Source organism: uncultured Psychroserpens sp. (assembly GCF_947494225.1).
Classification (GTDB): domain Bacteria; phylum Bacteroidota; class Bacteroidia; order Flavobacteriales; family Flavobacteriaceae; genus Psychroserpens.
Genome location: NZ_CANLUG010000002.1, coordinates 1 through 24675 on the forward strand (window position 1 = coordinate 1; position 24675 = coordinate 24675).

The window sequence follows — 24675 nt, forward strand, 5'->3', positions numbered from 1 at the left end:
CCGCTGCCAATAGTCCAAGTTGAAGTGTCTAATAAGTTTTGCGCTTTAGTTAAAGAAGAACTCAATACGAAAGCTAGAATAATAATAAGTAGTCTTAAATTCATATGTTGATGGCTTAAAAATTAATTGAAAATTTGTACGAATTTTCTTTTAAAGTATGTATAAAAAACCACAATAACAATATTTTATTCAGAAAAGAATATTATTAAGCATTGATTTAAAGTTATTTACGTAAAAATCACTATAATCATCATCATATGCTTTGTAAGAGGTTGTTTAGCACTTTTATATCATTCGTTTCAATTTATACTAATGTTCCACGAATTAGATTTTGTTACCCAAATTTTTTAAAAAAACCTATGAATTCAATATAAAATTGCAGCTAATACGCTACCATAATGTTATTGTACCTGATGAAAATGAATAGTAAAAGTAGGTCTCAGCCTTATTTATAGTAACCAAATCCCATACTCATCACCCCTTTTAAGTAATTAACTTGCCCTCAAAAAGTTAAGGTGATACATTGTTTAATAATAGATAACGATATAACGACCTTGGAAGTCATTCAAACGGTTGTTGATGATTTTCAGGATATTGCATTTAATGTTGTTGAAGAAGATTATGAAATGGCTTTAAACTTGGTCTTAAAAGAAAAACCTCAGATAATATTTTACAATATCGATTCTCCACACATTAATATTTCAGAATTCTTGCTCGAAATTAATCAGTGTATGTCAGATCAACCTTCTTTTATTGCGGTATCTAGATCAAAAGATAAAGCTGCTGATGCTTATAAGTATGACTTTTCAGATTTTTTATTAAAGCCTTTGAAGGAACATTTAATTAGAAAAAGCCTTTTGAAATTTCAAAAGAAATGTCCAATAAAGCTAAATGAAACGATATGTCTTAAATCCTATAAGGACTATCAATATCTAAACATTGAGGATATCTTGTATTTAAAAGCAGATAATAACACTACAGATTTTTACATGACTGATGGTAGAGTTGTAGGTGCTTACAAAACACTAAAAGTTTTTGAAAACCTATTGCCTAAAACGTTTTTAAGAATTCACAAAAGCTATATTATTAATAAGAATTGTATTTCTAGAATTCATTATGGTAAATCTATTTGCTTTATTAATAGAGAACACAAAATACCATTTACAAAAACGTTTATTGAGAACGTTGATTTAATTAATAGGAGCCTATCAAAAAACACGCTTATTACTTTAAACTAACTTCCCTATCTAAAAGTAGCATTTCACTCGCAGACGACTAGTAATGACTAAAACAATAATGTTTTTGTAGTAGAACCTTTATAGAGTTCATAATTTAGCTATGTAAAATCACTGATTTTCAAATCATTAACACTAACAATTAGAATCTGTTTTCGCGAAAATGACAAGCGTTAAGTTCTTGAAAACGATTATTAAACTTTTAATTATGAAAACTTTTAGATTATTATTTTTATTACTCTTAGCATCAACATTTACTTTTTCTTGTACCGACTTGGATTTTGAGGATGAGCAGGATCAACCAACACTAGAAAACGTTCAAGCAACTGGAGGAGAAGATGCCAATCCTGATGATGGTAGTAAAGAATAAAACTAACCCACACATAAGAGCCTTTGATTCATTATGGTTTATTCAAAGAAAAACTAATGTGAATTAAAGGCTTTTTTTATAGCTTTGTTTGAAACTCAAATCTCTTGAATATTAGTAAGATATACAGATTATTTTATGTACTACTTATTTTTAGTACTGTCTTGTTGCAGTCTTGTAATCAAAAAGATTTAAGTTTTGAAAACGAGGAACCACAAACCTTAAACGATAGTATTGATTTTTGGATTGAGGCGTCAAAAAATGATACTTACGATGTCAATGTAAGGAAGCAATTTTTGGTAATGTCTTACCAGAAAATTAAATCTGCAAAGATAGATACTGCGCACGTTAGGAAACTAAGTCATATTGCTTATAGAAACTTTAAACTAGGAGACACTTTATTATTCAAAAGGCAAAATTCCGAAGCTATAGATATAGCACAACGAATTGAAGACTCTTTGGCCTTAGGAGATTTGTTTTGGAATTATGCGAGCTACTATAATAAAGTTGAGGTTTATGATAGTGCGTATTATTATTTCAATTTAGCCAATACTTGTTTCGATAAAAGTGGAAGCCTCTATGAGGCTGCAAAAATGCAATATGGCATGGCCTTCATAAAAGGACGCTTTAAAGATTATTCGGGAAGCGAGGTTTTAACTTTTAAAGCTATAGATAAGTTTAAAAAAATTGATGATGACAAAACTTTAGATGAGGTTAAAAGAAGGGATAATACTAAATCTTTGTTTTCGTGTTATAATTATTTAGCACAATTGCAAAATGATATTCAAGAGTACGACAGGGCTTTATTTTATTATGATAAATCTCTTGAATATCTCAAGGAAATAGAAAAAAGCGAAGAGTTATACTTGGCAAGTTTAAATAATATTGGCGTTACTCATTTGAAGAAAGGGAACTATACAAAGGCAATAAGTTATTTTGACGATATTTTAAAACGGGATAGTTTAAAGCTCAAAAGTATAAATCATTACGCTCGGGTTATCGATAATAAGGCTTATTGTAAATTTTTGATGAATGATACAATTAACGTGCATCGTTATTTGAAAGAATCTTTAAGAATTAGAGATAGTTTAAACTACAAAGCCGGAATTATTATTTGCAAAATCCATCTTTCGAAATATTATGCTTTTGCTCAAGACACTAGTCTGGCTATTAGTCATGCTAAAGAAGCTAATACACTTGCGCGAATAAATAAAAATGGTAGAGACTATCTAGAATCTTTATTGTTGTTGTCAAAATTAGACAAGACATCTGCCCAGAGTTATTTGGAAAAGCATATTCAGTTTAGTGATAGCCTTCAAACAGTAGAACGAAGAATTCAGAATAAATTTACAAGAATTGCTTATGAAACAGATGAGTATATTGAAGAGAACAAACGTTTATCTCAGCAAAAGATTTGGATTATAATCATTAGTTTAGGTGTGTTTGCCATATCGTTATTGTCTTATTATATGAATCGTCAAAAACTTGTAAATAAAACATTAGTGTTAGAAAATGAACAACAAAAAGCCAATGAGCAGGTCTATCTTATTACTTTAAAACAACAAGAAAAATTAGAAAGAGAAAAAGTAAAAGAGCGCAATAGAATTTCGGAAGAACTACATGATGGGATATTAGGAAAATTATTTGGAACAAGAGTGGGGCTTGGCTTTTTGGATATCAAAGGGAATGACGATACTAAAAACCAACACAATAAATTTCTTGAAGAATTGCAAACAATAGAAAAGGAGATACGAGAGGTGTCTCATAAACTAAATACAAATTTTGATAGTTCGCAAGTAAATTTTAGAAGTATTATTTATCAATTATTAGAAAGTAAATCTAAAATTGGAGATTTTAAGTTTGAGCTTTCCTTCGATTCAGAAATAGACTGGCAAAAAATGAGTGAAATTATAAAGGTTAACTTGTATAGAATTATTCAGGAGGCCTTACAGAATATTACTAAATATGCTCAGGCAAAATTTATTACTGTAGACTTTTCAATACATGATACCGACTTAGTTATGATTATTAAGGATGATGGGAAAGGTTTTAATGTAAATCGAAAGAAAAAGGGAATTGGCATAAAAAACATGAGAACAAGAACAGAGAAATTAAGTGGTAATTTCCGTATTAATTCCATTCCAGATCAAGGCACTTTAATCGAAACCCAAATACCTATATAAATATATACCGCTATGGAAAATAGAAAATATTCAGTTCTTATTATAGATGATCATCCACTTATTACCGAAGCTTATAAAACCGCATTCAATTATTATAGCAAAGCTCATGATGAGGTTAGCTTTTCTATACGTTGCGTACAGGACTGTGATACTTCAATGGAAGTTATAAATGATATTTTTACGAAAAAGAAAGTTCTTGATATTGTTTTTCTGGATATAAAACTGCCACCTTCTAAAGACGGAAAAATTATATCAGGGGAAGATTTAGGATTACGAATCAATAAACTGTTACCTAATACTAAAATAATTGTTTCAACAACCTTTAATGACAATTATAGGGTTCATAGTATTTTTAAGAGTTTAAATCCAGATGGTTTTTTAATTAAAAATGATATTACTCCAAAAGAACTAGTAGAAACTATTGATACTATAATAAACGATCCACCTTATTATAGTAAAACGGTTATCAGACTTCTTCGAAAACAAGTAGCCAATGATTTCTTATTAGATAATATTGATAGAAAAATTTTATACGAATTATCTATTGGAACAAGAATGAAAGATTTACCAAATATCTTGCCTTTATCCATAGCTGGAATCGAAAAAAGAAAGCGACACCTTAAACACCTTTTTAATATCAAGAGTGTAGACGATAGAGAACTACTATTGGTGGCTAAAGATAAAGGGTTTATATAACTGATAATGAAATATTAAGAATTTAAAAAGTAAGGATAGTCCTTACTTTTTTTATGATTAAAAATGGAAAGAAAATAGAATTTACGTATAAGTTTGATAAAACCTACGTATGAAAGTATTTCCATTAGTTTTTATGTTTTTTTTAGTAACCAATTTGGCACATTCTCAAGCAGAAATTAAGGGCGTTGTAAACGACTCTTCACAAGTTGCTATTGCTTATGCAAATGTTGTTTTATCTAAGGCTAATGGTGAAGCTATTTCTGGAACTGTTACCGATGAAAACGGACGATTTAAAATACAAGCCATTTCGGGTGACTATAAACTTAGTATAAGTTACATTGGCTATGAAACAAATACCAAAAATATAACTTTAGCAGAAAGTCTAGATTTAGGTGTAATTACATTATATCCAAGTAGAAATGAGTTGGATGAAGTGGTTATTTCTTCCCGAAAAAATCTAATTGAAAAGAAAGTTGACAGACTGGTTTTTAATGTTGAAAACTCCATTTCTGCATCAGGTGGAGATGTGACGGATATTTTGAAGGTTGCACCTTATCTTAGGCTCAAAAATGATGAAATCATTATGCTTGGGAAAAGCAATATGAGAGTTTTGGTTGATGGGAATTTTATCAACTTATCTGGAGATGATTTAACAAATTACTTGAAGTCGATACCTTCCGAAGAGATTAAGAAAATTGAAATCATTACTAACCCTCCTGCAAAATATGAAGCCGAAGGAAATAGCGGATTAATTAATATAATATATAAGAAAGGTGTTAGAAATAGTTGGAGGTCTAGTGTTAGAGGGACTTATACCCAATATACTTATCCAGATGGTAATATAGCTGGGAGTTTTAGGTACAGAAAAAACAAAACTTCGCTTTATGTCAATGGATCTTATGACAAAGGTTCGAAGCAAATTACAGATACCAATGAGTTTGAATTTGAAGATCAACTTTGGGATAGTGAAAACCCTCGACGCGTATTTTATGATAATAGCGTAAGCGCCCGAATAGCGCTTGATTACCAATGGAATGATAAATTAGCATCTGGTTTTCAATACCAATTGGGATATGATGATACAAGGATAGAAAACAAAAACGATAGAACAAATATTATCAATAAGGCAACTTCTGCTATAGATTCTATTGTCGTTTCTCAATCAAAAATTACCCAATCAAGTCCTTTACACTCCCTTAATTTTCATTCCAGTTATCAGTTAGATTCTATTGGAAAAAACATCTCTATTAATCTAGACTATTTCACCTTTATAGATAATAGTTCTAGGGTATATAACTCGTCTAATTTTTTTGATAACGGACAAGAAACACCAAATAGTTTTAATGCTGGCAAAAATGACGGAAGACAAAATGTAGACAATTATTCATTTAAGGCAGATGTTGAATATCCGTTAGAAAAAATCGATCTTAATTTTGGTGGTAAACTATCATTTATAAACACCAATAATGATGTCAGTTTTTTTGATACAACTTCGGGTGCGCCAATTTTAGATATAAACCAAACCAATCAATTTGAATATAGGGAAACCAACACAGCACTTTATGTGTCAGCGAGTAAAAGTTTTAATGATAAATGGAGTGCTAAAGTTGGTTTAAGATTTGAAAATACAACAACCGAAGGCGTTTCACGACAACTAAATCAAACCAATGAAAATGATTATTTAAAATTATTTCCTAGTGCCTATATTAACTATGTGCCTAGTGAAGATCATATATTTTCATTGAGCTATAATAAACGTATATCACGACCAGCTTTTGAATATCTCAATCCGTTTCGTATTACACAAAACCCCTATCTACTTATAGAAGGAAATCCGTTTTTGCAACCTTCATTTTCAGACAATTTAGAGTTCACCTATATCCATAAACAAAACTGGGTGAGTAGCCTGTATTTTTCGCAAATAAAGGATGGTTTTGGGCAAATACTTTCCGTAGATAATCAAACAGGAGTAAGAAGTGTGGTTCCTCAAAACTATTATGATAGCTATACTGTTGGGCTTACAGAGTCGTATACATTCAACAAATTGAAAGGCTGGGAAAGTGTGAATACCCTTAATATTAACTACAGATATACAGAGGCACTTTTAAGTTTTATAAATGACAAACGAAATGGTGTAAATACATACATCTCAACTAGCAATAGTTTTGTTTTGAATGATAACCGAACCATTATATCAAGTATTGATGCCTGGTACAATTTTGCTGGCGTTTATGATATTTATAAAACATCATCAAGCTCTAGTGTAGATGTCTCTTTTAAATTTTTCTTTCTGAAAAGAGATTTACAATTAACCATAACAGGAAGTGATCTATTCAAAGGCCAAATTACAGAGGTTACAGCATTTAGTAATGGTGTAAGAACAACATATGAAAACTATTATGATTCCCGAAGATTAAGAGTGTCTTTACGATACAGCTTCGGAAATAAAAAAATAAGAGTGAATCGAAAAGATTTCGGTAACGAAGATGAAAAAGAAAGAACAGGAAACTAAATAAGGGTAGGTCTTAACAGCCATAAAACCTAAAACATATTGAAAATTAAACTTGCAAGTTTGAGACGTCCAAATAGAAGCTCTATGACATAAAAAGATAGCTTATTCATTCATTAATTTAAAATCATTTATTATGAAAAAAATTAAATTAAACAAAGGGTTACAACTTAACAAAGAGGTTGTAAGTAAGTTACAAGAAGATCAATTAGCAAATGTTAAAGGTGGTCTTGCACCAGCCGATTCATGTGGATTATTCTCATGTAACACAAAAAAGAAAAAAGATACGCCTCAAGAGCAAGCATAACATCTTATAAAGATGTCCATAAGTAGTTGGTATATAGATAAAACCAGGCTACTTGTATCTTATTCATTCATTAATTTTAAAATCATTTATTATGAAAAAAATCAAATTAAACAAAGGGTTACAACTAAACAAAGAAGTTGTAAGTAAATTACAAGAAGATCAATTAGCAAATGTTAAAGGTGGTATGGCTGCCGCTGGATCATGTGGAATCTTCTCATGTAACACTAAGAAAAAAGATGCGCCTCAAGAGCTGTAATTTCTTAGATTAATAAGTAAACAGCTAGTATAATTACTAGCTGTTTATCTTCTTTCATTTCAAAACATATAAATCCAAATTATCATGAAAAAAATAAAATTTAATACAACGCTTCGTCTTAGTAAAGAAGTTGTTACTAGACTTCAAGATCATCAACTGTCAAACGTTAAAGGAGGTATGGGAGCTGCTGGATCTTGCTTTTTACACACGTGTAATACCGCAACAAAAAAAGAAAAGGAAAAAGAAGAAGTATAACTCCTTAAATAATAACACACTAAACCTTATGTATTATGAAAAAAATAAGACTTAATAAAGGACTTCAGCTTAATAAAGAAGTAATAAGCAAATTACAAGAAGAGAAATTGTCGAACATTAAAGGAGGTCAGGCACCTGGAGGTTCCTGTTGTATTTTCTCTTGTCATATGAATGCTACGCATTGTGCGTGTGGTCCACAAAAAACACAAGATAAAGAACAATAATAATCAAAAGAGTGATTAGTCTAAACAAAAAATTAGAATTAAATAAACAGGTAATCTCTAATCTTCAAAAACAAGAATCAGCTCTTGAAGGTGAAAATTTAGCAGCTGGTTCTTGCTTATTGTATTCTTGTCGTACTAGATCTAATTGTTCAGAAACCCAAGAAAATCAAGGTGATAACAAAGCATATTAACATAAAACCACATGTAATAAGAGACACGCTCATTAATAATGAATCTAAGTTCATTAATATGGGAATTACAGATGGTCTATTAGGCCTTTCCCTGTATCACTATTATTACTTTTTGTACACCAACGATGATACCTACTTAAATGACGTGATATCGTATTTGGAAAAAAGTATTGAAGGTATTGGAAGTCATTATAAAGGAACTAACATTATTTCTAACATTATTGATCTTGGAGACTATTTGTTCTTTTTATTTCAACAAGGTATTGTTGATAATGATGATATTAATAGCCTTCTGGTAGACTCAGATGAGATTATAAAAGATTTTTTATTAGAAGAAGTCAATAAAAACAATCTAGACCCAATGTTGGGCGCTGTAAAAGCAGGATATTACTTTTTAAATAGGTCTGAGTTTATAGATACGAACCCAATACTTTTAGAGCTCATATCATCCATCGAAAAACAAGCCATAACAGTTGATAATTTTGCGTACTGGGAGTCTGTTATTAAAAACCCTGAAGAACCAGAAGTTGAACTTGGAGTTACACATGGCGTAGCTGGCATCATCAACTTTTTGTTATTGGCCTATTCAAAACAAGTGCCATATAAAAACCTCAAAACAATACTATTAAAAGGGCTTAATTTTCTGTATGAATTCAATGAAAAAAAAGGAATTAATTGGTTTAGACTTGAAGCCAATGAACGAGAGAAATTAAATTATCAAGATTTAGCATATGGAGATATTGGGATAGGGTATACATTTTATAATGCAGGACTAATTTTGCAAAATGACGACCTTCTGTCCATTGGAAACGAGATTTTAGAAAACGCAGCAAAATTTAGAGATGATGAAGAGAAGTATACCAAAGACGGTAGCCTATTTTATGGTTCGTCAGGTCTACACGCATTGTTTAGTAAGACAAATGCAAAACTTAAAAACCCAACGTTAGATGAGGCTGTAAATTATTGGGGATTCAGCACTTTAAATAAAGACAATAAAAAATCAGAATGGGCAGGTTACCTTTCTAATTATAATGCGCAACATGATTATACGCACTTGTCGTTTTCCGAAGGCATTTGCGGTATAGGTATCATGCTAATGTCGCAACAAAAAGACCTAGGACACGACTATTTACGTTTTCTAAATTTTTATTAAACACATCAAAAGCCTTGAGTTAACACTTAACATATCAACTATTAATACGTAATAAGACACACAATATGGGACAAATTAAATTAGGAATTATAGAACTTGGATATAGAGAGAAAACAGATAGTTTAAGTATTATCGAACAAATAATAAACTATGCCATTGAAGTTGAAAATAGAGGATTTTCAAGATTTTGGTTAGCCGAACACCATTATACTTATCCTAATCATCCATTTTCTAATGGAGAAATCTTACTTACCATATTAGCAGGTATGACCGAAAGAATTAAAGTAGGAACAGCAGGAACGTCTATTAGTCTGTACTCACCATATTCTACGGCCACAAATTTTAAAATGCTCAACAACCTTTATACCGATAGGATAGATTTGGGTCTGTCTAAAGGTATTCCAGATAGTAAACTTATTATGAAACTTGCTAACGAAAACCTAAACGTCGATACGAGTTTTAAAATTTTTGATGATAACCTAAAAAGTATTGTAGACCTATTTAATAACGAAGAAAAGAATTTAAAAGAACATAAACTCCTCATCCCACCTCTTGGCGGTTCTACTCCGGATTTATGGTACTTATCAGGATCTTATCGCAGTTTCGATACTGTGATAGAGCATAAGTTAAATTTCTGTAGGTCCATATTTCATGGTACTGGAAGAGAAATAAAGTTCAGCAAAGATGAGCTTTTAGAATGTAAGTCATTGTATTTTGAAAAGCATGGTCAATACCCAGAAGTTGCTCTAGCTTTAGCAGTATATATAGGAAATACTATTGAAGAAGCCACAAAAAAAGTAGATGATTTTGTTGCTGAAACAAAGGCAAATTCACGAGAGGCGTTTAGGATTATTCCAACTACTATAGATCTTATGCACGAGATGTTATTGTCTTACCAGGTAGACTTCGGGGTTGATGAATTTATTATATATGATTTTGCAGTAACAAATGATGCCAAGATTAAAAATGCAGAACTCATAAGTGAAAAATTTAATTTATTGGCTTTAGCATGATAAACGAAGAGATTAAAATAGGACTATTAGAATATGGCTATAGAATTGATAAAAATAGTATGGCCACAATTGAAGAAATTATTGAGTATGCCGTTGAAGCAGATAGACTAGGGTTTTCAAGGTTTTGGTTAGGAGAACACCACGGTCCACTAACCACAACAGCGTTTACAAACCCGGATCTGTTAATAGGTATTATAGCAGGAATGACTGATGATATAAAAGTAGGCTCTGCAGGTTCTACAATTTTAATTCATGATGCTTATCCAGTGGCAACAAATTATAAGTTAATGAATAATATGTTTTACGACAGGATTGACTTAGGCTTGGCTAAAGGAAGCGGACTTGTAGAAACCAAGCATGTGGTTAAGATGGATAGAGATTTAAAAAGTAGACAAGGCTTTAGAGAAGATTTTGATGATAAGCTAAAGCTCATTTATGATCTCTTCTATAATGAAAAGAAAAATCTCCAGGAAAACGAAATTGTTATTCCACCATTTGGAGGAAAACCTCCTGAAATGTGGTACCTATCAACCTCATATAGAAATGTTGAAACAGCGATTAAGTATGGATTAAATTACTCCAGGTCGTTATTTCATTCGCTCCCAGGAGATGATGACTATAAAAAAGAAGAACTCTTGCAATTTAAACAAGATTTTTTTGAAAAACATAAGGTATACCCTAAAGTGAATGTTGGAATTTCAATTTGTATGGAAAACACAATCGCTGAAGCTCAAAAAGAATTAAGTCATCTCAAACAGCACTATGGTCAAGGAGAAAATGAAGGGTTTAAAATTTTTGCTGTTACCATTGATTCTTTACACGATATGCTATTGGAATATCAGAATTTGTATGGAGTCGACGAATTTATAATTCATGACCTCACAGATGATCCAAAACAAATGCTAGATAATATTAACGCAATTAGCGAAAAATTTAATCTACAAAAAGAAGTAACAGTTAACTAATATGGTATTGAACTTTAGTAGTTGCTAAAGTAAGAATGAAGGCCATTTAAAAACAAAGTGTTTAAGATATATGAAGTTAATTCCTCAACATGATCAAATGGATTGCGGTCCAGCGTGTATTGCAATGATATCTGCCTATTTTGGAAAGAAACATCCTATTGACTATATCAGGAATATTTCATATTTAAAGCGCGATGGCGTGAGTCTGAGAGGTATTTCTGAAGCTGCAGAAAAAATAGGATTTAGTACACATGCAAGTATGCTAGATCTCGAAACTTTTGATATTGAAGGTACCTTTCCTTGCGTACTTCACTGGAATCAAAATCATTTTGTAGTACTCTATGACCATAAAAAAAATATATTCACAGGAAAATATAAATATAAAATTGCCGATCCATCTCATGGTTTAATTTCTTTAAATGAAGAAGATTTTAAGTCTAGATGGCTTACCGAAAATAATAAAGGCGTAGCACTCTTTCTGCATCCAACAGAAGCGTTTCATGAGATGGAAGTCATCAAAAGAAAACGCATAGATTTTAAATTTTTAATTGGATTTTTAAAACCATATAAGAAAGAGGTTTTTCAGCTATTTCTAGGGCTTTTAGCAGGAAGTTTGTTTACCTTAATTTTTCCTTTTCTAACACAATCGTTAATAGATAAAGGGGTTGAGAGTAAAAGTTTGAGTATAGTCTTTATTATTCTACTGGCTCAAGTGTTTTTGTTTTTAGGCTCTATTGTTATTGAGATTGTACGTAATTGGATTATGCTCTATATAGGAACAAGGATTAATATTTCGATTATTTCAGATTTCTTCAAGAAAATACTAAAACTCCCTATTAACTTTTTTGACTCTAAACTCATTGGTGATTTTAATCAAAGAATTCAAGACCATGAACGAATAGAAGAGTTTTTAACATCGCAGTCATTAGTGACACTATTTTCGATAATTAATTTTTCAATATTCTTTTTTGTCCTGTTGTATTATGACTACAAAATTGTGGTTGCGTATTCCATTCTAACCTTAGTTGCAGTATTATGGTCTGTATATTTTTTGAAAAAAAGAAGGATTTTAGATTATTATCGTTTCCAACGAAGAGGTGAAAACCAAGAATCTATATATGAAATGATTAATGGAATTCAGGAGATTAAACTGAATAATTTCGAAGACTTTAAAAGAAAAGAATGGGAGACAATCCAAGTGAAACTTTTTGGCGTTAACCTTAGAGCTTTAAAATTAGATCAGTTTCAATTAATGGGGTTTAATTTTATTAATCAACTTAAAAACATTTTGGTCACTTTTATTGCAGCTAGAGAGGTGATTTTTGGAAATATCACTTTAGGATCAATGCTAGCCATAGCATATATTATTGGTCAAATGAACTCTCCGGTAAACCAATTAATTAGCTTTTTTAGATCGCTTCAAGATGCTAGGCTCAGCATGGAACGTTTAAGTGAAGTTCAAGATCAAGAAGAGGAGGAAAAAGAAGGACAAATAATACTAAGTGAGAAGGATCTGTATTATCAAAATGGTGTTGAAAAAGGTATACGATTAAATGATCTTGATTATCAATATGAAGGCCCCAAATCGCCTTTTGTTTTAAAAGACATTAACCTATTTATTCCTGAAGGAAAAACCACAGCTATTGTTGGAGCTAGTGGTAGCGGAAAAACCACACTAATGAAAATTCTGCTAAAATTTTATGACCCAATACATGGAAGCATTTTTGTAAATCAACATAACTTATTAAATATATCACCAAAAAACTGGAGAGAGAATTGTGGCGTAGTGATGCAAGAAGGATACATATTTGCTGGTACTATTGAAAGAAATATCGCTACTGGAGATGAAGAGATAGATCAGGAGAGAATGCGATTTGCAATTAAAACAGCCAATATTGAAGAGTTTATTTCAGGATTACCTCAAAAATTAAAAACTAAAATTGGTGCTTCTGGAAATGGTATTTCTGGAGGACAAAAGCAAAGAATACTTATTGCAAGGTCTGTTTATAAAAACCCACACTATATCTTTTTTGATGAAGCGACTAGTGCCTTAGATGCCGAAAACGAAAAAATCATACATAATAATTTGCAGGAATTTTTTAAAGATAAAACAGTGGTCATCATTGCGCATAGATTAAGTACTGTCAAAAACGCAGATCAAATTGTTGTATTAAAAGGTGGGGAAATTGTAGAGTTAGGATCACATACAGATTTGGTTAACAATAAATCAAACTATTATAATCTTGTCAAGAATCAATTAGAATTAGGATCATAATATGGAAAATAATTTAGAAAAAGAATTAGATAAAAATAGATTCGCTGTTGTAAAATACGGGCTTATTATTTTGTCCTTAGTTATTGTGCTAATTCTATATGCTTTGTTACTTCTTAAAATAGATGGCGAACCAATACTTTATATGGTAATGGATTATTATTTCAGATAAAATTAAACTTATGAATACACATCTCTTAGAAGCCAAACTGGCAGAGATTAGCAAAATAATTAAGAAAGAATATATTAATGAGCAACACATAGGATTGGCGTCTGGTCTATCAGGTATGGTATTATTTCAATTCTATTATTCGAAATATTTGGATGTTGAAAACCATGCCGATTTAGGGACGCAGATACTAGGTCATTGTGTCGAAAAAATAAACCAAGGTTATAATTCACCGCTTTATTCTAATGGTATTGCAGGGTTTGGATGGACTTTAGATTTTTTGGAGCTGAACGAATTTATTGAAGTAAGCAGTGATGACTTACTTAAAGATTTGGACGATTATTTATACACAGTTTTAAATGCTAATTTTAAACAAGAAAATTATGATTTTCTGCATGGAGCTATAGGGCAAGCCTATTACTTTTTGTATCGTTATCAGAATACAAACTCTGTTGAACTCAAAGAAAAGTATAGACTAATTTTATTAGAGTTTATCTCATTTTTAGAAGACCACTCACGAAAAGAAGGAAATGGTTTAAAGTGGTTATCAACATTAACATTTCAGCCTGTAGAAAAGGGCTATAACCTTTGCTTATCACATGGTATATCTAGCATTGTATTTATGCTTTCCAAACTTCATGAAAAAGCCGAATTTAAAGCTAAAACCGAGCCACTTTTAACTGGTGCTATAAACTATATAAAGAGCTTTAAAAGCACCGAAAAAGAAGCCTATTGCTTGTTTCCTAATTGGGTAACATTAGATGATAAACCAGAAGGAAAAAGTAGGATAGCTTGGTGTTATGGCGATTTGGGGATAGGTGTTGCCTTATTCAAAGCATCAAAGACTTTAGGAGATCATAATTTAAAAGAGGAGGCTTTAGAAATCTTAAAGCATACAAGCACTAGAAGAACAACTAAAAGTACTCTAGTTGAAGATGCAGGATTATGTCATGGAGCCTTTGGTAATGCATTAATTTATAATAGACTTTACAGGGAAACTAACGATGCTGTTTTTAAAGATGCCATGGAGTTTTGGATTAATGAAGGCATAGAAATGGCACGTTTTGATGATGGTTTTGCTGGTTATAAAATGTGGAATCCAGATAATGAAACCTGGTCTAATGATGCCTCTTTACTCACTGGAATAACTGGCATTGGATTGGCAATGATTAGTTATTTAAGTGATTTCGATACGCATTGGGATGAATGTTTAATAATAAACTAGTCTATAATTATGGGTAACCGCATTCCGTATAGAAGTTTTTCGAGTTATGTACTAAGAAGTCCACTGTTAACTTTTGATTTTTATAAACAAATAACTAAAAATCAATATGTTTCAGATGAACAGTTTAGGTCAATATGTTCTGATTCTCGCATAAAAGAAGCTGTCTTCCTAGCATCGCCAGCCTTGTCTAAGGCTATTGATAGATGGGTTAATGGTGACATTGAGAATAAAAAAGATATCGATAAACTCAAATGGTCACTATTAAAATATGTCTCTCGAATGTCTTCAAGATGTACACCCTTTGGTTTATTTGCTGGATGTTCGGTTGGGCAATTTGAAGATAACACCAAAATAAATCTTGATGCATGTGAAGATTATAAGCGTCATACCAGATTAGATATGAACTATTTAGTTGCATTATCTCAAGATTTGACTAAAATTGAACATATAAAAAAACAGCTTTTGTTTTTCCCAAACACTAGCATTTACAAAATAGCAAATCAACTGCGATATATTGAATATAAGTATATTAAAGGGAAACGGTATCATTATATTATTTCCGTAGATCATACGAGTTATTTGGAACAGGTTTTAGTGCGTGCAAAAACAGGAGCGCAGTTGAAGGATTTGGTAAAAGAACTAGTGAGTGATGAGGTAACGGAAGAAGAAGCATACGGTTATGTAGAACAGCTTGTATCGAGTCAATTACTTGTTAGTGAATTTGAACCCTCGGTTTCAGGTCCAGAGTTTTTAGACCAAATGTTTTCAGTACTCAATAAACTAGAAAATGTTGAAAGTATTACACAAAAGCTTTACACTATCAAAGACCAACTTAAAGTCATAGACACTACCATAGGAAATAACACCAAAACATATCAAGACATTATTGCGTTACTCAAAGATTTTGAAACAGAAATTAACCCAAAATTCATGTTTCAAACCGATATGATTATTGGTCAAAAAACGAATACGCTTAATAAAAATATTATTAAAGACCTTCTTAATGGATTACGATTTTTAAATAAAATCAATGTTAAAAGAAAAAACTCGGCATTAACAAAATTTCGAGATGCTTTTTACGAACGATTTGAAGAAAATGAAGTGCCGTTGTCCCAGGCGCTAGATCCAGAAATTGGATTAGGATATAAGCAAAATCACGGTCATGGCGATATAAATCCATTGGTTGATAATCTCGTTCTAGAATCAAAAAAACCTAAGCATAATGTAAGAGATATTAAATGGTCTTCTGTACATGACTTTCTTCAAAAAAAGTTAATTAGCGCTTTTCAAAATAATGAAACTAGCATTTCAATATCAAAACATGATTTTGAAAATGTAGATGAAAATTGGAATGATTTACAGGATACATTTTCCTGTATGATTGAAATTTTTGAGATTGAAGGAAAACAGAAAATTAAGTTTGAAGGATCTGGAAGCTCCAGTGCTGCTAATCTCTTAGGAAGATTTTGTCATGGAGATAAAGAAATAGAAAGGCTCGTACAGGAAATTTCAGATATTGAATCTCAGATGAATTCAAACAAAATCATCGCTGAGATTGTTCATTTACCAGAATCTAGAGTAGGTAATATTTTGATGCGTCCAAATCTAAGAGCATATGAAATCCCCTATTTGGCTAAATCTCTTAAACCTGAACACTACCAACTACCTATAGACGATTTAATGATTTCTATAAAAAATAACACCGAGATTGTATTGCGATCTAAAACACATGATAAGGAAGTCATACCTCGTTTATCTAACGCTCATAATTACAGTCATAATTCATTACCTATTTATCATTTTTTATGTGATCTGCAAACCCAACATACCAGAAGCGAAATATGGTTTGATTATGGACCATTAAGTGATAACTATGAGTTTCTACCCAGAGTAGAATACAATAACCTTATTCTACACGAAGCAACATGGTATATTAAAAAAAATAGAATAGATACATTACTTAAAAGCGAGCATGATGATACTAAGTTAAATGAGGCGATTAGCTTGTTAAGAGATAAATTAAACATACCTAAATACGTCTTATTAGTAGATGGAGATAATCAGCTTTTAGTGAATATGGACAACTTAACCTCTGTTAAAATGCTATTAAACCTAGTACGCAAAAGGAGCATGTTTCAGCTAAAAGAGTTCTTGCTTGCCAGCGGAAGTCCAGTAAAACAAAATTCGCAGTACTGCACCAATCAGGTTATTGTGTCATTTTTTAATGAACGAAAACTAAACAATTCAAACCATCATTTATATGCATAAGGAGATTCAGAGTAAATATATATTGGGTGATCATTGGTTGTATTATAAAATCTATTCAGGACCAAAAACTTCTGATGTGATTTTAACCGAAATCGTCAAACCTTTAACTCAAAAACTAATAGCAGAGAAGATTATTGATAAGTGGTTTTTTATAAGATTTAATGACCCTAAATACCATTTGAGATTACGTTTTTACTGTGTTGACAAAAAGGATGTCGGGTTGATAATCAATGAATTAAATGAACTTCTAAAAGCGTATATACATCAAGGTCTTATTTGGAAGGTTCAGTCAGACACTTATATGAGAGAGTTAAAGAGATATGGCAGTAATACAATAGAATTAGCCGAAGAATTATTTTATCATGATAGTAAAATGATTGTTGATTTCATAGATATGATAGAAGGTGAAGAAGGTGAGGAATTACGTTGGCTTTTTGCTTTAAAGGCTACAGATGCCCTCTTGGAAAGTTTTGAGTATTCTAGCCTTAGAAAGCAAAGTCTATTAAACGACTTAAAAACGGGGTTTGCTTTAGAATTTGGAAAAACCAAATTTTTAGGAAAACAATTAAATGATAAATACAGAGAAGACAGATCTAAAATTGCAAATTTTATAACATTCAAAGAACACGATATTCCAGAGTATGAACCTATAATAGATGTCCTAAGAGAAAGGGAGCGCCACATTAGTACAATTGCTTCTCGTATTCTAAAACTTAATCAAGACTATAAACTAGAATTACATATAGATGATTTAATGGCGAGTTATATCCATATGCTTATGAATAGAGTATTTAAGTCTAAAAATCGATTAAATGAAATGGTATGTTATGATTTTTTATCACGTTACTATCTATCCAAAATTGCACAAAGTAAGGTTAGTTGAGAGGTAGTGATGATGAGGTTATTCGTTACGAATAATCTAGCTTGGTAATAGATAAATTAGTTTAGGGGTAAAATATGATATCTATTGAAGAACAATGAGTGTGCCCTCATAAGGTTCTGTACCAACCAAGCTTTGTTTACGAAAAAACCCACGATTATTAATCGTGGGTTTTTTTATATTTATAATAAGAGTTTATTACTGTCTGATAATCTTTTTAGTTACCGATAAACCAGTAACATCATCTTCTATAGTCATAAAATAAATAGAAGTTCTTAACTCAGATAAATCCATATCAATAGTTCTGTTAATACTAGATACATCTTTATTTAATACAACTCTACCATTAACATCGAATATTGAGATATTAAAATCGCTATCATTATAATTCCCAGGTAATGTAATTCTAAGGTTATCACTAAATGGGTTTGGCGCAACTTCTAAACTTTCTAAAGTGAAATCATCAACACTAAGTGCAGGGCAGAGCGTCCATCCCATATCTTCAAATAACCCACGTGTTATCGGACCAGTATTATGGTTAGCTTGACCATTTCCTATAGAAGGAGTCATTAATGAGTTTATATTGTTATTTGGAAACACAAAATCATCCCAGTGGCTATAACTAGACCCTTGGTTAAATGGGTTTGGTGCCCAATATTCAGGTGCTACACCTCCATTTGCAGCAATAGCCGCAGCACTGTTTGTAAATAAATTTCCACCTGTAAATTGTTGTAATAAATCTGCTGAAGGATCTGTGAAGTCTAAAATAGACACTCCAGCACCATTTTCAACAAAGTTGTCATAAGTACTCACAAAACCACCATTTCTAAGTAATCCTTGAGTATTTGATCCATTAGGTCTTCCAAATCCAGCAAATCCTAAACCATGACCTAACTCATGTAATACAACAGACACAAAGTCAAATTGGTTAAAAAACGGATTGGCATCAGTTCCAAAGTACCAGTTAACTGCATTACTAAAGTTACAGTTAATATCTATAGATGCTTGAGGAGGAAAAGGATCTGTATCACTTCCTGTTAATTTCTCTGCAAGCGCTCTAGGAAAAAGCGTATTTGGTGGTATACCTGCTCCAGTAACTTCAAAATAGCCATTTGGAGCTGCGCTACCTAAAACACCAGGACCTAAAGCTGTATAATTGGCATTAATTCTAATTGGTACTGATGACTCTATAGTATTAGACCAAATATCTACCGCAAATTGAAATGCTGCTTGTGCCTCAGCTGTAAATCCATTATAAGATACAACAAAGTTAGAGCAAGCTGCACCATTTGTATCAGCGCCATCTCTTGCCATAATTAAGTTGTTTGGTATAGAAATTTGTTCTGCATTCGGGTCAAATATTTTTGGGTATTCACAAGTTGGTCCTTCTGGGTAAACAGCTTCGCCAACAATTTGATAGTCCTGAGCGAATGAAAAAGCAGAGCATAGCATAATCAAAGCAAATGCTAGAGCTTTGTTTTGCCTCATTGCTTTAGAGAAAAAATTTCGTGGGTAAGTAGTTTTGTTTTTCATTAATTTTTCTTTTTAATTTTAAACGCTAAAGTTACAAAATAAGTCTGTATTAAGTAAAAGTCGCAATGAAAATAGTATAATTACAGAATTTTAAAACAAAAAAGAGGCTTTTATAATAAAAGCCTCTTTTTCTATCAATCAATCAACTTACCTATTTTACAATAAGTGTATATTGCGGTGTTTTGTTTAACGGACAAAAATAAACGTACTCTCCTTTTGTTAGTTTAGTTTTATTTGAAGTTTGTGTTTCTCCATCTTTTACAACAGATGTTACATAGGCCGTTTTAATGTGGTTTTCTGGCTTTGAAGCATCTTTTCCTTTTGGTACAAGAACAAACCCTACATCTGTTCCTACATTATTATTTGCAACTTCAAAAATGTAAGTGCCTTCACTTACGGTTAATGCTTTTTGTGTGAACTCACCTGTAGTTTGCTCTAATGACAACGTTTTTACTTTGCTGTCTTTCATCATTTTATCTTGTGCATTTGTAGTTAATGTAAATGCTAAAACCATTACGAATATTGAAATTATTTTTTTCATCTTGTTTATGTTATTTATATTTATGTTAAGTCTTAAATTATGCTAAAGTTTCTTCTAAGGAAACTGCAACTGGAAAATCAACAGGTACTTGAGTTGTGCGGTGTAAGTAGTTGGTAATTGTAATTTCTCCAACTAAATTAATAGCGTCTGCAAGGTCTCCTTTAGTATATCCAACTTCGAAGAAATTGTCTAATACAGATGCATCTGTTGCACCTCTGTTTACAGTTATGTTTTGTGCTAATTTGGCAAGTGCGTCCAATTTAGGGTTAAATGATGCTTTTCCAGAACGTAATTCTAATACTTCGTTTTCTGTTAAACCATTCATTTTACTAATGGCTGTATGAGCAGATAGGCAATAAACACATTTGTTTATTTCACTTACTGCTAAATTGATAGCTTCTTTTTCTTTATTTGTAAATGCTGTTTTTGCATTAGAAAAAGTTAAATAATTAGATAATGCTGTTTCGCTATGTGCAAGTGTTGCAAAAATGTTAGGAACAAATCCTAAGGCTTTATTTAAATTGTCAAAAATAGCTTGGTTATTTTCGCTTACGTCTTCTCGTGTTGGTACATTAAATGTAGTCATGATATTTATTTTTAAATGTTTGTTATTATTTACATTGCAAAGATGCAATGCCTTATGTTGTTTTAAAATGGTATTTTTTCCTTTTAGGTTGTCAATTTTTCCCTTTTTGTTTTTTTGTCTGAGAAATTAACTGATATGAGGCTTCTCTGCATCACAATAATAATCGTGAATATGTTTTTGTTCACAATGTGTTTTCGGATTAATAGTGTGCATTATTTTTTTGTGACTAGTTCTAAATATTTCAATTAAATTGAAAAGAGATATATGTTTTGTATTCATCTTTATTTGTGTTTTGATTTAACACTACAAAGATGCGATGAACTCATTGTCTAGAACATAGAAGGATTTCCTTTTGAGTTGTCAATTTTTCCCTAAGTAATGGTTTGGGTGTTTTTTTTGAACTCTGAAGGTGTTTGTGAGGTTTGCTTTTTAAATAACCGACTTAAATGCGAGGCATCGTCAAACCCAATGTCATAAGCAATTTCTTTTGAAGATTTATCGGTATATAGCAATTGACGTTTTGTTTCTAATACAAGACGATCATGTATAATTTGTAAAGGACTCTTGTTGTATTTTGCAAAGCTATTAGATAGGGTCTTTGGTGATTTATTTAGTTTTTCGGCATAAAAAGCCACACCATGTTCTTCTTTATAATGAGTTTCAACTAAAAAATTAAAATGTCTTAGCGTATCATTTTTACTTTTTAATGGCTTAGATTCTTCAGGATTGGATTTAAGTAAGCGCGTTGTTTTTATTATAAATCGAGCCATTAACATACGCAACATCTCCGCCTGAATGGTATCAGTAGTCTCTAATTCATCTAGAAAGACTTCGTGTAAAACAGAAAATTTCTGCTGTTCAGATGTATTAAGTGAAATTATTGGAATATGCTCATTTCCGAAGAATAATAAACCCGCACAACCCACTTCTTTGTCATGATCTTTTATGCAATAAAATTCTCGGTTAAATTGGTATACAATCACATCACTTCCTTCAATAAACTTGAAATACTGTATGGCTGTGAGCGATAAGATTTGATGGGCTTCAATCGTAAGAGGAACACCATCTACAATAACTTTAATTGGAGATTTACTGGCCCAAACAAAAGTATATAATCCAATTGGTTGCGATGAGGAATAAGAAGATACTAAATCTTCATTACCAACTTTTAAGATGGCATCTGTAGAGAATTCTGTAAATGTTTTTGACATGAATTAATGGTCTCTTTTAATAACAAAACATTACAACATAATATATTAGTTAGATTTTGCAGTATCTATCATTTTAACTTCCGTAAGCAATTCGTTACCATTAATAATACCATTTATATAGAGATTAATACCTTCAATTGTTGAGTTTTTAATTTTAAAACGAATCATTCCGTCTTTGGCAACTTTTAAATTTGGTTTCCAATCTAAGGTGCCATATTCATTAAAAAATTTCGTATTATAAAATTGATATTTAGGTGTGTAATATTGCTTCTCTTCATCAAAAGTTAATGGAAACTCAAAAGATGAAACCTTATTGTTTTTGCCATCGTTTCGGTATAAAAATTCTGGGCTCGTATAAATTTTAATATAACCTGCTTGGCCTCTTATTCCGCCGCCAAAACCAAAGTACTCTACGTCTACGTAATCTATATTCGAAAGATCAAGTGTGGCTAGGATATTAAAATTTGATTCTACCAAAAGCACATCATCTAAATATACTAAAGGAACACTGTTTCCCCAGCTTACTCTAGGGTTTGTTATAGAAAATACGGCGTTTATATAGTCATATTGTGCGTTAAAGCCTATAGAGTTCAAATACACATGCATAGGCGTAGACCGAAGTCTTTCTCTATCGGTTACTTCGAAAATTCTTCCCTTAATTTTTTTCTCCTGAAGTTTTTCTAGGCGCGTTTTTTCTTTTTTACCTGTAATAACCACTTCATCTAAGATTTCGATATCACTCCATGAACTAGGTGTTTTTGGAATTTTAGTACTCGTGCTTATCTGAGAATTTCCAAACAAGGCGTAATCATAAACTTTATCGAACTTTGAAAATGTTGCTGGATAGAACTGTGGATAAATGGATGGAGCTCTTGGCTCTCCTTTTTTGTTAATATATCCAATTTTAAATTGATCTTCCGTATTTGGAAAAAGGCCTTTGGTTAAAATAGCCTTATCATTTTCAGAAATAGTATATAGTTGTGAAGGACTGTTTTTAAGCGGATAACTTATGTAGATTCCAGATTTGGTCTTACCATTTATATTCGAAGTAACCCGAATTCCTTGTTCAAAGTCGTATTTATAAATAGCTTCAAAATTAAATATGTTTGTCCAGTCGTAACTACTCCAACCTTGAGTAAGCAATAGATTATCGAGCTCATAAGATGTTTTTCGGCTGGAATCTTTAAAATAATAACCTGCATTCTCTACAGGGGTTTTAATATAAGGTTGAAGATATATTTGTGATAATAAATTGTGATGATGATTATAGCTTTTAGTATCTGAAGGGAGTACAGATATGCTAACGTTATTGAAACTGTCTAATTGGTAATTGTCTACTTTTAATGTGACTAGTAAAGAATCTTTACTTTGGGTAGCCGAGACAAAATTTGTATGACCTTTTTCAATATCTAAATCGTTAAATATCATACGCTCCAATAAAGGTTTGTTTTCATTATCAAATACAGTGAATATATTAATGCCAGAAAACAACTCTGATTTAGGTACAATCATGGTTTTAGAAAGTGCATTAATTTGAAATGGAATGATACTTATATCATTGCCATTGTGAATGGCCAACTGAAATATCTTCCCTTTTAGCATTGGCATTGAAGCGTCATTAGTTCCAAACTTAACAGAGAGTTTATCTCGTAAATCGTTTACAGACATATTAAAGCCAATGGGTTTAATAGTATTAATTTCTACTGTTTTATCTGTGTCATTATGGTAAATTTTAATGAAATATTTACGATCAGATTGCGGATTAAAAATGACTTTGGTAATGCCAAAAGCATTAAGTTTAAATGCGTTAACAACAACAGCATTGTCATCTATAATTTCGCCTTCGGCATTCGGTAATCCTTTTCCTGATTTATTTTTAACTATAATACCAGCCGTGTTCATTGTATTATAAATGAGATGACCACCTTCTCCCAAAACCTGAATATCTAACTGATCATCAATCTTTTTTGATGCAATTTCGGTTTGCGAATCGGCATCAAGAACACTAAAAACTTGTTGGAAATGATTTTGTTCTTCAAAGTTAAGCATCCAGTTTGTATAGGCTTTAAACATAAATGAACCGCCTTTTAGCTTTTCGTCAATATAAAATACATTAGAAGCCACACCATCAACAATATGAATGAGCTTTTCTTTAATTACTTTTCCGTTGAGATCAGATAGTGTACAATACAAATTGGATGTAAGGTTAGACCTTTTTTTAGTAAACTTATCAAAGGCATATGCCGTAAAACCAAGCATTTCACCATTAATATAGATGGATTTGTTTAAATGAACAAAAACAACTTCCCTTGGTGCTTCGGCATAATCTTCATAAAAATCTGTGATAACATTCTCTTCTGGATTGACCTGCGCATTGAGGCTTAAAACAGAAGATGATAACAACAACAAACAAAAACCGATATTACGTAGGTGAATTAATGTATTAAATTTCATAGTTGATGGATTTAGCTTTTTAGCATATTAAAATATACGTATAAAGAAGATAAAGTTACCCTAAAATGTTCTGTTTTCTTACAAACGCCTTATTATTTTCTGCTTAAACCTGCTTTATGTTGATATTTTAACAATGAACGTTTTAAAAATTGAGGAATCCGTAAAAACACAGAAAGGCCACT

Annotated in this window: 22 protein-coding genes; 17 read left to right on the forward strand and 5 right to left on the reverse strand. The window is 31.5% G+C overall.

Annotated features, from left to right (window positions below; all coding sequences use genetic code 11):
* Positions 1-515: 515 nt before the first annotated feature.
* The 17 genes from Q0893_RS04015 to Q0893_RS04090 all read left to right on the forward strand — a co-directional run bounded on the left by Q0893_RS04015 (position 516) and on the right by Q0893_RS04090 (position 18171).
* On the forward strand, positions 516-1238 hold the full coding sequence (locus Q0893_RS04015) for a LytTR family DNA-binding domain-containing protein (RefSeq protein WP_298900877.1): 723 nt from the start codon (positions 516-518) through the stop codon (positions 1236-1238).
* Between the two features lie 205 nt (positions 1239-1443).
* Complete coding sequence (locus tag Q0893_RS04020; protein WP_299272681.1) at positions 1444-1605, forward strand: hypothetical protein; 162 nt, start codon at positions 1444-1446, stop codon at positions 1603-1605.
* 104 nt (positions 1606-1709) lie between these two features.
* A complete protein-coding gene (locus Q0893_RS04025) occupies positions 1710-3785 on the forward strand; it encodes a sensor histidine kinase (protein ID WP_299272683.1) in 2076 nt (691 codons plus the stop codon).
* Positions 3786-3797: 12 nt separating this feature from the next.
* Positions 3798-4481 carry a response regulator gene (locus Q0893_RS04030; RefSeq protein ID WP_298900874.1) on the forward strand — a complete coding sequence of 228 codons (684 nt, stop codon included), beginning with the start codon at positions 3798-3800 and terminating at the stop codon, positions 4479-4481.
* A gap of 109 nt (positions 4482-4590) precedes the next feature.
* A complete protein-coding gene (locus tag Q0893_RS04035; RefSeq protein ID WP_299272685.1) occupies positions 4591-6993 on the forward strand; it encodes a TonB-dependent receptor in 2403 nt (800 codons plus the stop codon).
* Positions 6994-7126: 133 nt separating this feature from the next.
* Positions 7127-7297: a class I lanthipeptide gene (locus Q0893_RS04040; RefSeq protein WP_298900872.1), complete on the forward strand. Its 171-nt coding sequence runs from the start codon at positions 7127-7129 to the stop codon at positions 7295-7297.
* Positions 7298-7388: 91 nt separating this feature from the next.
* The gene (locus Q0893_RS04045; RefSeq protein WP_298900871.1) at positions 7389-7553 is read left to right on the forward strand and encodes a class I lanthipeptide; all 165 of its coding nucleotides are present in this window, start codon (positions 7389-7391) and stop codon (positions 7551-7553) included.
* 84 nt (positions 7554-7637) lie between these two features.
* Complete coding sequence (locus Q0893_RS04050; protein ID WP_298900870.1) at positions 7638-7808, forward strand: class I lanthipeptide; 171 nt, start codon at positions 7638-7640, stop codon at positions 7806-7808.
* Between the two features lie 35 nt (positions 7809-7843).
* Complete coding sequence (locus Q0893_RS04055) at positions 7844-8032, forward strand: class I lanthipeptide (protein WP_298900869.1); 189 nt, start codon at positions 7844-7846, stop codon at positions 8030-8032.
* 11 nt (positions 8033-8043) lie between these two features.
* Positions 8044-8223 (forward strand): class I lanthipeptide, encoded by a 180-nt coding sequence (locus tag Q0893_RS19585; protein ID WP_366915875.1) that lies wholly within the window; start codon positions 8044-8046, stop codon positions 8221-8223.
* Entirely contained in the window at positions 8204-9376 is a 1173-nt protein-coding gene (locus Q0893_RS04060; RefSeq protein WP_298900868.1) for a lanthionine synthetase LanC family protein, read from the forward strand. The genes Q0893_RS19585 and Q0893_RS04060 overlap by 20 nt, the downstream gene beginning before the upstream one ends.
* Positions 9377-9441: 65 nt before the next feature.
* Positions 9442-10389: an LLM class flavin-dependent oxidoreductase gene (locus Q0893_RS04065; protein ID WP_298900867.1), complete on the forward strand. Its 948-nt coding sequence runs from the start codon at positions 9442-9444 to the stop codon at positions 10387-10389.
* Complete coding sequence (locus Q0893_RS04070) at positions 10386-11354, forward strand: LLM class flavin-dependent oxidoreductase (protein WP_299272690.1); 969 nt, start codon at positions 10386-10388, stop codon at positions 11352-11354. Before Q0893_RS04065 ends, Q0893_RS04070 begins: the two co-directional genes overlap by 4 nt.
* A gap of 70 nt (positions 11355-11424) precedes the next feature.
* Positions 11425-13629: a peptidase domain-containing ABC transporter gene (locus tag Q0893_RS04075; protein WP_299272692.1), complete on the forward strand. Its 2205-nt coding sequence runs from the start codon at positions 11425-11427 to the stop codon at positions 13627-13629.
* A 179-nt stretch (positions 13630-13808) separates the two neighbouring features.
* Positions 13809-15020: a lanthionine synthetase C family protein gene (locus tag Q0893_RS04080; RefSeq protein WP_299272694.1), complete on the forward strand. Its 1212-nt coding sequence runs from the start codon at positions 13809-13811 to the stop codon at positions 15018-15020.
* A gap of 9 nt (positions 15021-15029) precedes the next feature.
* Positions 15030-17288, forward strand: coding sequence for a lantibiotic dehydratase family protein (locus Q0893_RS04085; protein WP_299272696.1), 2259 nt, complete (start codon positions 15030-15032; stop codon positions 17286-17288).
* The gene (locus tag Q0893_RS04090; RefSeq protein ID WP_299272698.1) at positions 17281-18171 is read left to right on the forward strand and encodes a thiopeptide-type bacteriocin biosynthesis protein; all 891 of its coding nucleotides are present in this window, start codon (positions 17281-17283) and stop codon (positions 18169-18171) included. Before Q0893_RS04085 ends, Q0893_RS04090 begins: the two co-directional genes overlap by 8 nt.
* Positions 18172-18366: 195 nt before the next feature.
* Here the strand turns inward: Q0893_RS04090 and Q0893_RS04095 are convergent, their stop codons facing one another.
* The 5 genes from Q0893_RS04095 to Q0893_RS04115 form a co-directional block, all read right to left on the reverse strand.
* Positions 18367-19701, reverse strand: a complete 1335-nt coding sequence (locus tag Q0893_RS04095; protein ID WP_299272700.1) for a T9SS type A sorting domain-containing protein — start codon at positions 19699-19701, stop codon at positions 18367-18369.
* Between the two features lie 151 nt (positions 19702-19852).
* Complete coding sequence (locus Q0893_RS04100) at positions 19853-20242, reverse strand: hypothetical protein (protein ID WP_298900858.1); 390 nt, start codon at positions 20240-20242, stop codon at positions 19853-19855.
* Between the two features lie 37 nt (positions 20243-20279).
* Positions 20280-20828 (reverse strand): carboxymuconolactone decarboxylase family protein, encoded by a 549-nt coding sequence (locus tag Q0893_RS04105; RefSeq protein WP_298900857.1) that lies wholly within the window; start codon positions 20826-20828, stop codon positions 20280-20282.
* Between the two features lie 371 nt (positions 20829-21199).
* On the reverse strand, positions 21200-22039 hold the full coding sequence (locus Q0893_RS04110; RefSeq protein WP_298900856.1) for an AraC family transcriptional regulator: 840 nt from the start codon (positions 22037-22039) through the stop codon (positions 21200-21202).
* A 45-nt stretch (positions 22040-22084) separates the two neighbouring features.
* Positions 22085-24493, reverse strand: coding sequence for a hypothetical protein (locus tag Q0893_RS04115; RefSeq protein ID WP_298900855.1), 2409 nt, complete (start codon positions 24491-24493; stop codon positions 22085-22087).
* Positions 24494-24675: the final 182 nt, after the last annotated feature.